Below are 13,669 nucleotides of genomic sequence, written 5' to 3'. Positions count from 1 at the left end.
TCAGCTAACCGCGGTCGAGTGTAGGTCGGCGCGCTATACCGCGGCGCAGACGGTGCACGAGCCAAAAGGTCAAACTGAATGAGGCAGTTCCTGCAAAACGCGGTGCTGGTAGGCGCCCTGTCGCTGTTACTGGCGGCCTGCTCCGATGACGAACAAGGCCAACAACCGGCACCACCACCGCCCGAGGTGGAAGTCATGACGGTCGACCCTCGGCCGATCCCCAACATCATCGAGCTTCCAGGGCGGGTCCAGGCTGTGCGCATTGCTGAGATCCGCGCCCGGGTCAACGGCATCATCCAGAAGCGGTTGTATGAGGAAGGCACCGACGTCGAGGTCGGCACGCCGCTGTTCCAGATCGATCCGCGAGAAATGCGCGCCAGTTTGAAGGCCGCCAAAGCCGCGTTGGAGCGCGCTGAAGCAACAGCCCTGAACGCCGCTCAGGATGTCAGGCGCTACAAAGGCCTGGTCGCCAAGCAGGCCATCAGCCAGCAGGAATATGACACCGCGCAGGCCACCTTGCGCACCGCCAAGGCGGACGTGTCTCAAGCCGAGGCTAACGTCCAGTCGGCTGAGCTCGATCTGGAATACACCACGGTCGAGTCCCCCATTGAAGGCCGGGCAGGCCGCGCCCAGGTCACCGAAGGCGCGCTAGTCAGCGCCAGCGAGGGCACCCTGCTGACCACCGTGGAGCAGTTCGATCCGGTGTATGTGAACTTTGCCCAGTCCAGCTCCGATCTGCTGCAGATTCGTGCACGGCTTGCCTCCGGCGCGCTGAAGCTGCCTGACGACGGCCGTGTCGAGGTAAAGCTGATCCTCGAAAATGGCGCCGAATACCCGCATCCCGGTTACGTCAACTTCTACGCCATGAGCATCGACGAAACCACCGGCACCGTGGCCGTGCGTGCCGAATTCCCTAACCCGGACCGCCTGCTCCTGCCCGGTCAGTTCGTCCGGGCCCGGATGAATGCCGGCACCCGTCCGAACGGCGTACTGATTCCGCAGCGCGCCGTCATGGTCAATGACCAGGCGGCGCGGGTGCTGCTGGTGGGTGAGGACGACAAGGTCGCCTCGCGCGAAGTCGAACTGGGCGAGCTGCAGGGCAGCGACTGGGTCATTCGTGATGGCCTCAAGGCTGGAGACACAGTGATCGTCGAAGGCGGTGGCAGCGTCCGCAACGGCGCAGCTGTGCGAACCACCCCCTTCCAACGTGAGGAGCCGCCGGAACCAACCGAGCCGTCGACCACCTCAGAGTCCGCACGATGACGCCTGCGTTCTTCATCCGTCGGCCGGTATTTGCCTGGGTCATCGCGCTGGGAATCTTGCTAGGCGGTGTGCTGGCCCTGCGTTCGCTGCCCGTCGAGCAGTACCCGAGCATCGCGCCACCAGCGCTGCGCATCGGCGTTACCTATCCCGGTGCTGACGCGTCGGTGCTCGAAACCAACGTGACCCAGGTGATCGAACAAGAGCTGAACGGCGTCGAGGGTTTCCTCTACATGGATTCCTCGAGCCGCTCCAACGGTAGCGCCTCGATCGAGCTGACGTTCGAGGCCGGCACCGACATCGATATCGCCCAGATGGAAGTGCAGAACCGCCTGAGCCGGGTCGAGCAGCGCCTGCCGGAGGAGGTTCGCCGGCAGGGTATCCAGGTGTTCCAGGCATCGCGGGACTTCCTGCTTATCATCTCGCTGTTCTCCGAGAACGGCACCATGAGCACGCTGGAGCTGGGCCACTTCGCCACCACCCGCGTGCTCGACGAATTGCGCCGCGTGCAGGGCGTCGGCGATATCCGCGAGTTCTACACAGCCTATGCCATGCGCATCTGGCTCAATCCGGACCGCCTCGCCAGCTTCGGCCTATCCGCCGCCGACGTGCTGGCTGCGGTTCAGGAGCAGAACAGCCAATCGGCCGGCGGCGCCCTCGGCGATCTGCCACTGGCTGAAGGCATCGAGATCAACGCACCGCTGGAAACCCGTGGTCGCTTCAGTACGCCGGAGGAGTTTGCCTCGATCATCCTGCGCGCGACGCCGGACGGCTCGGCGATACGGCTGCGAGATGTGGCTCGGGTCGAGCTCGGCGCACAGAACTACACCTCGCGTAGCGAGCTCAATGGCCAGCCTGCCGCGGGGCTCGCCGTGCAGCTGTCCCCCGGCGCGAACGCGCTGGACACGGCGGCAGCAGTCAAACAGCGGATGCGCGAACTGGCCGAAGGCTTTCCCGAAGACATCGCCTGGACGGTGCCATTCGACTCGACGCCGTTCATCTCATCTTCGATCCAGCAGGTGGTGGTCACCCTGCTCCAGGCGATGGCGCTGGTGGTGCTGGTGATGCTGCTGTTCCTGCAGAACTGGCGCACCACGGTGATTCCCACCATCGTCATTCCAATCACCCTGGCAGGCACCTGCCTCGGACTCTGGATAGCCGGATTTTCGATCAACCTGCTGAGCCTGTTCGGCATGGTTTTGGCGATCGGCACCCTGGTGGACGATGCCATCGTGGTGGTGGAGAACGTCAAACGGCTCATGGACGAAGAGCAGCTGCCGCCCTATCAGGCCACGGTGAAAGCCATGGAGCAGGTCACCGCGCCGATCATCGGCACGACCCTGGCGCTGATCGCCGTGTTTGTGCCGCTGGCGTTCTTTCCGGGTTCAACCGGCGGCATCTACCGCCAGTTCGCCGTGACGCTGTCGATTGCCGTGGCCACCTCGACGGTGCTGGCGCTGGTGCTGACCCCTGCGCTCTGCGCAGCGCTGCTCAAACCGAGCCAACCGGATGACGGCAAGCCCGGTCTGAGTCAGCGGATCTTCGGTCCGTTCAACCGCTGGATGGAACGCACCACCGACCGTTACCACCATGCAGTCGGCGGCATGCTCGCCCGGCCCCTCTGGTTTCTATTGGCATTTGTCGGCTTGCTGGCGCTGACGGCCTTTCTTTACCTGCGGATGCCCAGCGCCTTCCTGCCCGACGAAGACCAGGGATCTTTGATGACGGTGATCCAAGCGCCAGCCGGCGCGACGATCGAGCGCACCGAGGAAGCCGTCGAGCAGGTCAAGGCGTTCTACGCCGAACATCCATTGGTCGAGGACGCGATCACGGTCTACGGCTTCAGCTTTTTCGGCCAGGGCCAGGCGCACGCGATGTCCTTTGTACGGCTGATCCCCTGGGACCAGCGCACCGAAGACGGCAGCTCTGCCCAGGCGCTGGTGCGCGAAGCCATGGGGCGCTTCTCGCAGATCAAGGAAGCCCGGGTGTTCGCCCTGAATCCCCCCTCGATCCCCGGACTGGGTGTGGCCGGTGGCTTTACCTTCAAGCTCGAAGACCGTGGCGGCGCGGGTTACCAGGCGCTGCTCAACGCCCGCAATCAGTTACTGGGCAAGGCCAGCGAAAGCCCTGTGCTCCAGAACGTGCGACCTGAAGGCGCCGATGACGCGCCGCGCCTGCGGGTCAACATCGACCGCATCAAGGCACGGGCGCTGGGGCTTTCGATCAATGAGGTCAATGCAACGCTGGCGATCGCCTTCGGCAGTGCCTATGCCAACGACTTCAACCGTGACGGTCGCGTCCTGCAGGTGCTATTGCAGGCCGAGGCGCCCTATCGCATGACGCCACAGGATGTGCTCGATCTGAAAGTGATCAACGATCAGGGCGAGAGCGTGCCATTTGGCGCCTTCACTACGGTGGACTGGACCGAAGGGCCGACCCAGTTGCAGCGTTACAACGGCTACCCGGCACTGACCCTGTCCGGCAGCGCCGCGCCCGGGTCGACTACCGGTGAAGCGATGACCGAGATGGAGCGGCTGGCATCCGAGCTGCCAGGCAGCTTCAGCTATGAGTGGACCGGCGCATCGCTGGAGGAACAGCAGGCCTCCGGGCAGGTCGGTCTGTTGCTGGGGCTGTCGCTGCTGGTGGTGCTGATGGTCCTGGCCGCGCTGTATGAAAGCTGGACGGTGCCCATCGCGGTGTTGCTGGTGGTGCCATTCGGCGCGCTGGGCGCCGTGCTGTTTGCGATGATTCGCGACCTGCCGGCGGATGTCTACTTCAACGTCGGCCTGGTGACCATCATCGGCCTGTCGGCGAAGAACGCGATTCTCATCGTGGAGTTCGCCATCGAAGAAGAAGGGCACGGCAAGAACCTGACCGATGCTGTGATGAACGCAGTGCGCCTGCGTTTCCGTCCAATCCTGATGACTTCGCTGACCTTCATTCTCGGCATGCTGCCGCTGGTCCTGTCGACCGGCGCCGGCGCGGCGGGTCGGGTTGCGGTGGGTACCGGCGTGATGGGTGGCATGATCGTCGCCACCCTGCTCGGGTTGTTCTACATCCCTCTGTTTTATCTGTCTGTGCGTCGCTGGCTGACCAAGCGTCGACCACCGAGTGCTGAAGACAAGGCGCACCCAGTCGAGGAAAAGGAGGCGCCGGACAATGCCTGACCCGCGGTTGAAATTTGCGCCCCTACTCATGGCCGGTTTGCTTGCTGGCTGCCAGCTCGCGCCGCCCCATGAACAGCCGCCCTCCCCCAACGCTGCGCAGTATCCGGCTGAATACCGACCGATGGACGGTGAGGTGCTAGCCAGCGAGATCGGCTGGCGCGAGTTCCTGGAAGATCCACGCCTTGAGCTGTACATCGAAACGGCCCTGCAGCGGAATCGCGACCTGCAGATCGCCGTGGCCCGAATCGAAGAAGCCCGCGGCCAGTTCGGCGTGCAAGGTGCCGACCGCTACCCGACGCTGGCTGCAACGGCCGATGCCAGCCGCGGCCGCTTTCCCATCGGCAGCGCTGGTGCGGCAGGCGGCGCTTCCTCGAGAGCCGCCGGTAGTTCGAGCAGCCAGATCACCGAGCAATTCTCGGTAGGGCTGGGCATCTCCGCGTTCGAACTCGACTTCTGGGGGCGGGTACGCAACCTCACCGAGGCTGCGCGTACTCAATACCTCGCGACGGTCGAGGCGCAACGCGCCTTCCGGTTGTCATTGATTGCAGATGTGGCCTCGACCTACCTCGCCGTCCGCGGCGCTGAGGCGCGCATCGATCTGGCCGAAGCGACGCTGCAGAGTCGCCGCGATGGCCTGCGTATCGCTCGCGTGCGCTTTGAGGCGGGGATCACCTCGGCGCTGGATCTGAACCAGGCGCAGGCGTTGCTGACCCAGGCCAAGACCGAGCTGGCCAGCCTGCACCTGATTCGTGCCGAGCAGAGTAACTATCTCACCCAGCTGCTAGGCGGGCCGCTGCAGCAGCCATTGCCGGCGCCGCTACCGCTGGCCGAACAGATTGAACCGCTGCGGCTGGATGCCGGGCTGCCATCTGAACTGCTTCTGGTAAGGCCGGACATTCTAGGTGCCGAGCTGGACCTGCGTGCGGCGCGCGCCAACATCGGCGTGGCGAGGGCTGCGTTTTTCCCGCAGATCTCGCTGACCGGCAGCTTCGGCTATATCTCCAACGAGTTGGACAATCTGGTCAGCCGTGACAACCGCACCTGGAGCATCGGGCCCAGTCTCTACCTGCCACTGTTCGACTTCGGCCGCAACCGCGGCAACCTGACCGTCGCTGAGGCCCGTGAGAACGTGGCTGTAGCCGAATACGAAAGCACCATCGAAACCGCCTTCAGGGAAGTGGCTGATGCCCTCGCCGGCCGCCGCTATCTGGCCGAACAGGTCGCCGCGCAGGCCGAAAACGTCGCCACGCTGCGACGCATTGCCGATCTCGCACGTGAACGCTATGCCGAAGGCGTGGTGAACTACCTGCAGGTGCTCGATGCCGAGCGCAACCTGTTCGACGCCGAACAGGCGTTCGTAGAGGTCAAGCGTGCTCAGGTGCAGAATCTGGTGAGCCTGTACATCGCGCTGGGCGGCGGAACCCGTGCTCCGTCAGCACCAACCGGTTCAACGCAGCGGGACACGACCTCGAATCGCTAAGCCGCGGAACAGCGCCTTTCCCGACCTACGGCGACGAATCCTCAACCGGGCGTGATGGTCCAAAAATCACCACATAACGACCTGAGGAAATGAAATGGGACTGTTCGACAAGATCAAAGACAAACTCGGCATGGGCGGCGTGAGCAACGAAGCACACAAGCCGGTCGATCGGAACAACACACCGAACCAGCATGCGCCGGATACGGTTGTTGATTCGGAGCGGCCTACCGCTGCACACAACGCCACCACCACGCCGCCCGGTGCGACGCCCAGCCCCGAAGGCGTGGCTCACTCAGCGGGCTCCTCAACCAGCGCAGTGGACGTTCCAGCAAAGCTCGACGCCATGGCCGCCAATCATCCGGAACAGCTGAACTGGCGCACCTCCATCGTCGATCTGCTCAAGCTGTTGGGTCTGGACAGCAGCCTGGAATCGCGCAAAGAACTCGCCACTGAACTGGGTTGCCCGCAGGACAAGATGGGCGATTCAGCCCAGATGAATACCTGGCTACACCGCACCGTTATGCACAAGCTCGCCGAGCATGGTGGCACCGTTCCGCCTGAACTGCGCACCTGATAGACCTCCGCGCTTCGCCGGGTGCTGGTCACCCGGCAAGTACCGACTTGCAGCAGGCTGGCTCCTAGAAAAATAGGTGTGCACGCCATGTAGGAGCGAGCTTGCTCGCGAACTGGCTGAGACGCCTCGTTCCACCAGTTGTTCGTGCGAACCCAGGATCCACGCTGGCTAGACGTAATTAGCTAGTGCCACCGTTCAATCGTCCAGCGACGGCCCGATCATCTCGGCCAGCTGCGGATACACGCCCGGACAGGCGACAAGATAAGGATTGCCGAGCAGCAACCCATCATTGCGGAAGAAGTCGTTGACCTGACCGCCCGCCTCTTTCACCAGCACCAGCCCGGCCATGCAGTCCCAACTTTTCAGCTCCGTTTCGTAGTAACCGAGCAGTCTTCCGGCGGCCACGTAGGCGGTCATCAGTGCGCCTGAGCCGTTTCGGAAGAACATGCCACCTTCGGCCAGCAGCTTTTCCATGAACGGAATGAAGTGTTCTTTACCCCGCGGATGGAACGTGCCGGTGGCGGTCACGCCTTGCCCGACGTGTGTTGCCGTGCTGACCTTCAACGGCGTGTCATTGACGAATGCACCTTTGCCCAGACAACCATGAAACAGCTCGTTGTGGTTGGGATCGGAGATAGCACCCAGGTGCGGTTCGCCGTCGATCAGCAGGCCGATCGACACGCACCAGTTGTGCAGGCCATTGACGAAGCAGGCGGTGCCATCGATCGGGTCGATGACCCAGACGCAGCGTGCGTCCAGATCAGCCGAGCCACTCTCTTCTCCGAGGAAACCGTCCTCAGGGAAGAGCCGCGTCAAGCGCTCACGGATAAAGGCTTCGATCTGCTTGTCGGCAATGCTGACCACGTCCTGCAGATCGTCGCCCTTGTGTTCGACGGTCAGTGCCTCACGCTTGCGATAGAAGTCCATGCCCAGCTGCGCGGCCTCAAGGGCAAGGGATTTGGCGCTGGCATAGCGCGCGTCGATATCGAGGAATTGCTCGGAAGTCATGACCGTCCTGTGAAGCGATTGCGCGGCTGCCGCGCGGAAGGCGGATTCTAGAGAATTGGTGACGATGGGCATACCGGACGATGCGTCTCACGCGCGGGAGCGCGCTGACAAGGGGTCCACCTGGCGCGGCTGACCAGGCGGAGCCGCTCACCATGCTCAGCGCTATTCGTCGCCCTGCTCGTGCAGGCGCACATTGAGCTCATCGACCACCGGCGCCCATTCGGCGTCGTCCATCAGCTGCTCCTTGAGAAACGAGCCTTGGGCTTCGCTCCAAAACGGCGCTTCGGAGACCTTCATATGGTTCGGGATCGGGCGGTGGCTGGCGATGAAGGCGTCAATACTGGCCGGGTCCGAAGGCAGGCCGAGTTGTTCGAAAAGTGTACCGAGGTCTTTGTTAGGTAATTCCATGAACGGGCTCCGTCAGGCTATGCAGGAAGTCTGGACCGCCTCGCCGGCAATCCTCTTCTAGATAGAGGCGGTGGAGCGCTGCACAGTTCAACCGGAATCGGGCTCGGGTCCAAGGCCTGTTCGTTTTGCGTATCAAGCGGAAACAAAAAACCCGCCGCAGCCTTGGGGCTGCGACAGGTTGGAAAGGGTCAAGCGGCCTTGTCGAACAGCTGCCGTCCCTGATCGAGGCATTGATCGACCAGCCACTTGCCATGGGCGATGGATGCCCGCTGTGCCTGTTCGAGCTCCGCCATGAAGGCGTGCCCAACCGGAAGCGCCATGCGTCGGGTGGTCTGGCCCTGGGGATTGCTGATACGGCATCCACCGGCCCAGGGGGTCGGCGTGCCTGGATGTTCCATTACCTCTGCGGTAATGACGTGGTCACGGTATTCACACTGCATCATGGTCATGGTGTCACCTCGCCTGCTGGTGGCACGGGTTGGCCGCTGAAGCTCGCCTACGTGCCTGGTAATCCCCCTTCGTCTCCGTTGAATTGCGCAGAATCTCGAGCGCGCAATGGCTCGGCATCCAGTGCTGCTCCTCCATTGTGTATAGCACAGGCACAAATGCTCGCAGGGCCGGTCATCGGATCGATGCGGCCGTGCGAGAACGGGCTATGGAAGGTCTTTAGCGGGCGGCAGGCTTCGCGGGTGAAGCCTGCCAGGGGCGAGAGGACGTCAGAAGTCAGGAGCTGCGCAGTTGCTCGTCGGCAAGAAAGTCTTCTTCAAGCAAGGCGTCCCGGCCTTCGACTTCCAGAGTCTCGCCTTCGAGAGGCGTCGGGGCTGAGGCACGCTTGCTGCGCAGCTTGCCGAATTGATGATTCAACGCATTGTTGAGCTTGTCGATGGCGCCATCGACCGCCAGCTCCAGCGAGGCCGCCTTGTGCGTGACCGATACCGGTTGCAGGCCTTTGGGTCGAGCCTCGATCTGGCAGCGCTTGTCCTGCGCGCCAGCCTTGACGCCGTTCTCGTCGTTCAGGTGCACCACGACGCGGGTGACTTCGTCGTCGAATCGATCCAGCTTGTCGGCAACACTGCCACTGACCCACTCAACGAGACGGGCGCTGCCTTCGATGTGGTTATCGCTATGAACTTGGATCTGCATATGCTCTTCCTTCTACGCGATCAGGTAACCACCGTTCAGCCACAAACGGCCTGATCTAGGAATGCCACTATTGGGCAGAATAAGCAAGACCAAGAAAGCCGCGTTTCGCTTGTGGTCAATGGCCCGGTTCGGGCGGTGTGACATCGAGAAATCGAATCAGCTGTCAGCTGACAATTTCTTCTTCGGGTAGATGTCGTAACGGCTGGACTTGCCCTCGAGGCTGTAGCCCGGCTTGGGTCCGTCGATGGTCGGCGCTTTGCGTGGCCGCTTCACCACTACCCGGTGGCTGGCCAGCGCCAAAGCCTGTTCGAGCAAGGCGCCAGCGTCCAGATCGTCGCCAACAAAGGGCCGGAACAGGCGCATTTCCTTTTTCACCAATGCGCTTTTTTCCCGGTGCGGAAACATCGGATCGAGATAGATGACCTGCGGCGGTTCGCCCTGCCACTGGCGCATCAGCTCGATGGCATTGCCCTGCTGTAGACGCATACGTTCGACGATAGCGCGCACCTCGACATCCTCAAAACCACGTCGCAAACCATCCTCCAGCAGTGCGGCAATCAATGGCTGACGCTCGAACATCACCATTTCGCAGCCCAGCGTCGCCAGCACGAAAGCATCTCGGCCGAGGCCCGCCGTGGCGTCGAGCACACGGGGACGGATGCCGGGTTGTATACCTACCGCCTTGGCGATCATCTGACCGCTGCCACCGCCGAACTGACGACGATGCGCAGCGCCGCCTTCGACGAAATCCACCCGCACCGGCCCTGGCGCGTGAGGGCCGAGCAGCTGCAGTTGCAGGCCGGCCTCCCCGAGCTGCAGGGCGAACTCCGCCTCGTCCGCTTGCATCGGCAACCCCAGCCGCGACGCCCAGGCACCGACCAGCTCCGCAAATTGCGGTGCGAGGGCTTCGATACGGACCAACGGGCATGAGGCGGTCATAGGGGAAACTCAGGGTCGGAAAAACGCCGCATTCTGCCAGAGGCAACGCCCGGATGCCTCAGCGGCACATGCCGAAACCGCCCATATCCACATGAAAATGATCGTGATGGGCCGCGTTGTACTCAGGGCTCAGGGTGATTTTGAAAACATTGCAGGCGGCTGCCTTTACTTCGCGCAGGAAGCGCGCTTTGTCGTCATCCCCCTGCCAGTCACGCGCTACGGTAATGCGCGTGCCGTCCTCCAGCCTGAAGCCGGCCAGGTCCAACGCGTTTGCCGAAGCGTGCTGGCTTCGCCTGTTGCTTCGCGCGATATTGCGGCAGGCGAAGCTGCCGAAATGATCGACCCGAACCACAGGCTGGCCGAATACCCGCTGTGCGGCAGGCTGCAGTCCATGCCTTTCGAACAGTGCATAGGCCGCAGCCAGTGGGCAGGTGGCTAAAAATGCATTGTTGAACCGAACCGCCGAACCACTGACACGTACCGCATTCTCCACCGGACAGCCAGACTGCGGCGTGCTGTCAGGCACGGCTACATAGTTCAGATCTGAAGTCTTCAATGCCTGCTCGCACAGTGCACGATCCTGCTGTAACCGCTGCAGTTTGAACGAGGTCAGCAGGTTCGGCGTCTCGCGGATATCCAGTGGCGCCCAGGGGTTCCACTCCGCCGGGACGTCGACATGCCCACGCCAGACGGCGTAGGCGAACCCAGCCAGCGCGACGAGCAGCAACAGGAAGAAACGGCCGAAGGTCATAGGCGTTTCGGCAACGCCGAGACTTGAAGGTTGCAGCGCAGCCGCTAGCGCTCTGGACTTTCAGCGCTGCCCAGGCGTGCCGAGCAGTGAGAGCTGCGAATCGGTTTGCATGGGCGGCGCGGTCAACGGTGGCAAGCCTGGGAGCCGTGCGCTGAGCAGGTCATGGAAGCGCATGGCCAGGTCCGGCGCCAGCTGATTGTCAGGGGTATGCAGGTAAACATGCGGGCGCTTGCCCGCCTCTATCCACTCAACGACCTTGCTTAGCCAAGGGGCCAGAAAGCGATCGTTCGCTTCCAATTCGGGATGCCCGACGAATCTGAGCTGCGGAGATTCGCTGAACGCCGCAGGCCGCACCGGTAACCGTGGTTTCTTGCGCTGGGCGTGCAGCAACGCAGGATCGCTGGACCGGCAGCTGAACAGCGCACGAGTATCCATGCAGATCCGCTCGACGCCTCGCTCACGCAGCATCCGGTTCAAGGCCCGCTCCTCTTCGCCTTTGGCAAAGAACGCGGCATGCCGCACCTCCACGGCAAGCGGGCGATCCAGCGTCTCGATCAGCTGCGCCAGCTCGTCAAGACGCGCCGGGCCGAACGACGCCGGCAGCTGCAACCAGAACGGCGTCACCCGTGACCCAAGGGGCGCCAGGAGGGTGCGGAACGAGCGGATCAGATCCTCGACTTCACGTAAATCAGGCGCCTGACTGATATCACGCGGCAGCTTGGCGCAGAAGCGGAAGCCTTCCGGCATCAGGGCCGCCCAGCGCTCGATTTTCTGCTCAGAAGGCCACGCATAAAGCGTGGTGTTGCCCTCGACCGTGTTGAACACCGAGCAATAGCGTGCCAGATATTCGCTTGCGGGCAGCCCAGACGGATAGAGCGAACCGCGCCATCCGGCGTCGTTCCACGAGGGGCAACCAAGAAAATAGGGAAGGTTCAAACGCGTTCAATACGCCTCAGGCGTAGAGATCAAGGCCGAGCACTTCATGGGCGTCAAGGTCGGCCGTGAAGCTGGCGGTAGTGCCATAGCTCTGCAGCGCCTGCGTGGCACGACTGGTGAGCGGACGTTCCATCATGGCTTCAAAGCGCGCCGGCATGAAGTCGCCGGAGATAACCGAACCGTAATCGGCCGACTGGCTCTTACTGCCTCGGGCGAGGTGTTCGTAGGTGGAATCGGCTTGGCTGGCCGGCGTGACAATGGACCCGCGCGCCTGTTCCGCAGCCCTTTCGCTTTCGCGATAAGGGACCGGCGCACTGCCAGGATGGGCAGGACGTTCGATGGGATAGGCTGAGGGGGCGAGACCGTTGAGGCGCATCATTCACCTGTTCAAGTTCGTCGACTCTAGCGAGCCGACCCGCAATTGGCAATGCCGCTGGTCATCGCGGGGCCTTGGGCGTGGCGACATTGTCACGCAGGTAGATCGGCTGGGCCTGATCGGCCTCTACGGCTTCTCCGCGCGCCCAGGCAAAGCCGGCCAGCGTGAGCAGATCCAAAGCATGCGGCAGCAGGGTCGCGTCGCTTGCAGAGGGCTGAACGGCGAGCCGCGCGCCATAACCCCAGCCGGTGCCCGCACCGAACCATTGGCCTTCGCTTGCGCGAGGCAAGCTGACCTGCTCCGGCGGCAACACCGCTTCGCTGCCCGCCAGCTGCATTTCACCCTGCTGCAGCCGATAGCAACCCCAGTAGACCTCGTCCATGCGGGCGTCGATCGCCACCGCGACCTGCTCTGCTCCCTGCTCTCGGTGCGCCCGCTGGGCAATGGTTGCCAGGGTTGATACAGGCAGTACCGGCCGCTCCAGCGCGAACGCCAGCCCCTGTACCACACCAACCGCAATACGCACTCCGGTGAAAGCACCGGGGCCACGGCCAAACGCCAGCGCATCGACTGCCGATAGCGCGATACCTGCCTCGCTCAGGAGTGTCTGGATCATGGGTAGAAGACGCTGGGCATGCAGCCGCGGAATCACCTCGTAATGGCTCAGCACTCGACCGTCATGCAGCAGCGCGACGGAGCAGGCTTCGGTGGCGGTATCCAGGGCCAGCAGCGTGGTCATCAGATGTTCCGGTCAGCAGCGAAAAGGGTCGCGATTGTAGCAGTTGCGCTTGTAGCAGTTGCGCTTGTGTCGATTGAATATCGAACGACCTCCACAACAAGCAGATAGGTAGAAAAAAAACGGCCCGCAAGCGGGCCGTTTCGGACATCCAGAAGTGTCAGCTGAGCGCTGCCATCACCTTGGCGGTAATCTCTTCCACAGTGCCGACGCCTTCGACGCGGCTGCACTTGGGCGTGCCCTGCACCGCTTCCAGGTTCTGGTAGAAGGCGACCAGCGGCTTGGTCTGGGAATGGTAGAGGCTCAAACGATGACGGATGGTTTCCTCGAGATCGTCCTTGCGCTGAATCAGCTCTTCGCCGGTCAGATCATCGACTCCAGCGACCTTCGGCGGGTTGTGCTCGGTGTGATAAACGCGTCCTGAAGCCGGGTGTACGCGGCGACCCGACAGGCGACCGACGATTTCCTCGTCGTCTACTGCAATCTCCAGCACGTGGTCCAGGTGAACGCCCGCATCACGCAGCGCTTCGGCCTGGGGAATGGTGCGAGGGAAGCCATCAAAGAGGAAACCGTTGGCGCAATCAGGCTGCTGCAGCCGCTCCTGGATCAACGCAATGATGATCTCGTCGGAGACCAGACCACCACTGTCCATGACGTCCTTGACTTGCAGGCCCAGCGGCGATTCAGCCTTGACCGCTGCACGCAACATGTCGCCCGTGGAGATCTGCGGAACGGTGAACTTCTCGGTGATGAAGCGGGCCTGTGTGCCTTTCCCGGCACCCGGCGCTCCCAGCAGAATGATGCGCATGGAGTAAGTCCTCAAGTTTGCAAATGGATGCCGCCAGGATCGATGCAACGCACTCTCAGCTCTGGCGAATCAAAAAATCTGGT

14 protein-coding genes are annotated in these 13,669 nt (G+C 62.7%); 4 read left to right on the top strand and 10 right to left on the bottom strand.

Going from position 1 to position 13,669, the window contains the following annotated elements; genetic code table 11:
- Positions 1 to 78 precede the first annotated feature (78 nt).
- The 4 genes from ALTERO38_RS05375 (at position 79) to ALTERO38_RS05360 (ending at position 6,481) form a co-directional block, all read left to right on the top strand.
- Entirely contained in the window at positions 79 to 1,263 is a 1,185-nt protein-coding gene (locus ALTERO38_RS05375) for an efflux RND transporter periplasmic adaptor subunit (protein WP_159967539.1), read from the top strand.
- Positions 1,260 to 4,427 carry a multidrug efflux RND transporter permease subunit gene (locus ALTERO38_RS05370; protein ID WP_102838145.1) on the top strand — a complete coding sequence of 1,056 codons (3,168 nt, stop codon included), beginning with the start codon at positions 1,260 to 1,262 and terminating at the stop codon, positions 4,425 to 4,427. The genes ALTERO38_RS05375 and ALTERO38_RS05370 overlap by 4 nt, the downstream gene beginning before the upstream one ends.
- Entirely contained in the window at positions 4,420 to 5,907 is a 1,488-nt protein-coding gene (locus ALTERO38_RS05365; RefSeq protein WP_159967538.1) for an efflux transporter outer membrane subunit, read from the top strand. The genes ALTERO38_RS05370 and ALTERO38_RS05365 overlap by 8 nt, the downstream gene beginning before the upstream one ends.
- A gap of 94 nt (positions 5,908 to 6,001) precedes the next feature.
- Positions 6,002 to 6,481, top strand: a complete 480-nt coding sequence (locus ALTERO38_RS05360) for a DUF3597 domain-containing protein (RefSeq protein WP_159967537.1) — start codon at positions 6,002 to 6,004, stop codon at positions 6,479 to 6,481.
- Positions 6,482 to 6,676: 195 nt separating this feature from the next.
- Here the strand turns inward: ALTERO38_RS05360 and ALTERO38_RS05355 are convergent, their stop codons facing one another.
- The 10 genes from ALTERO38_RS05355 to adk form a co-directional block, all read right to left on the bottom strand.
- The gene (locus ALTERO38_RS05355) at positions 6,677 to 7,489 is read right to left on the bottom strand and encodes an inositol monophosphatase (protein ID WP_159967536.1); all 813 of its coding nucleotides are present in this window, start codon (positions 7,487 to 7,489) and stop codon (positions 6,677 to 6,679) included.
- A gap of 162 nt (positions 7,490 to 7,651) precedes the next feature.
- Entirely contained in the window at positions 7,652 to 7,897 is a 246-nt protein-coding gene (locus tag ALTERO38_RS05350) for a DUF2789 domain-containing protein (RefSeq protein ID WP_102835972.1), read from the bottom strand.
- 188 nt (positions 7,898 to 8,085) lie between these two features.
- A complete protein-coding gene (locus tag ALTERO38_RS05345) occupies positions 8,086 to 8,346 on the bottom strand; it encodes a hypothetical protein (RefSeq protein ID WP_102835971.1) in 261 nt (86 codons plus the stop codon).
- Between the two features lie 274 nt (positions 8,347 to 8,620).
- Positions 8,621 to 9,040, bottom strand: coding sequence for an HPF/RaiA family ribosome-associated protein (locus ALTERO38_RS05340; protein WP_102835970.1), 420 nt, complete (start codon positions 9,038 to 9,040; stop codon positions 8,621 to 8,623).
- 156 nt (positions 9,041 to 9,196) lie between these two features.
- Positions 9,197 to 9,979: a class I SAM-dependent methyltransferase gene (locus tag ALTERO38_RS05335; RefSeq protein ID WP_159967535.1), complete on the bottom strand. Its 783-nt coding sequence runs from the start codon at positions 9,977 to 9,979 to the stop codon at positions 9,197 to 9,199.
- A 58-nt stretch (positions 9,980 to 10,037) separates the two neighbouring features.
- The gene (locus ALTERO38_RS05330; protein WP_159967534.1) at positions 10,038 to 10,730 is read right to left on the bottom strand and encodes an extensin family protein; all 693 of its coding nucleotides are present in this window, start codon (positions 10,728 to 10,730) and stop codon (positions 10,038 to 10,040) included.
- 60 nt (positions 10,731 to 10,790) lie between these two features.
- A complete protein-coding gene (locus ALTERO38_RS05325; RefSeq protein ID WP_159967533.1) occupies positions 10,791 to 11,666 on the bottom strand; it encodes a DUF72 domain-containing protein in 876 nt (291 codons plus the stop codon).
- A gap of 16 nt (positions 11,667 to 11,682) precedes the next feature.
- On the bottom strand, positions 11,683 to 12,045 hold the full coding sequence (locus tag ALTERO38_RS05320; protein WP_256663781.1) for a hypothetical protein: 363 nt from the start codon (positions 12,043 to 12,045) through the stop codon (positions 11,683 to 11,685).
- A 58-nt stretch (positions 12,046 to 12,103) separates the two neighbouring features.
- Complete coding sequence (gene tsaB, locus ALTERO38_RS05315; protein ID WP_159967532.1) at positions 12,104 to 12,781, bottom strand: tRNA (adenosine(37)-N6)-threonylcarbamoyltransferase complex dimerization subunit type 1 TsaB; 678 nt, start codon at positions 12,779 to 12,781, stop codon at positions 12,104 to 12,106.
- A gap of 157 nt (positions 12,782 to 12,938) precedes the next feature.
- The gene (adk, locus tag ALTERO38_RS05310) at positions 12,939 to 13,586 is read right to left on the bottom strand and encodes an adenylate kinase (RefSeq protein ID WP_102835965.1); all 648 of its coding nucleotides are present in this window, start codon (positions 13,584 to 13,586) and stop codon (positions 12,939 to 12,941) included.
- Positions 13,587 to 13,669 lie beyond the last annotated feature (83 nt).

The organism is Pseudomonas sp. 9Ag (assembly GCF_902506445.1).
GTDB lineage: Bacteria > Pseudomonadota > Gammaproteobacteria > Pseudomonadales > Pseudomonadaceae > Stutzerimonas > Stutzerimonas stutzeri_AB.
This window is presented reverse-complemented; position numbering and strand designations above follow the sequence as displayed.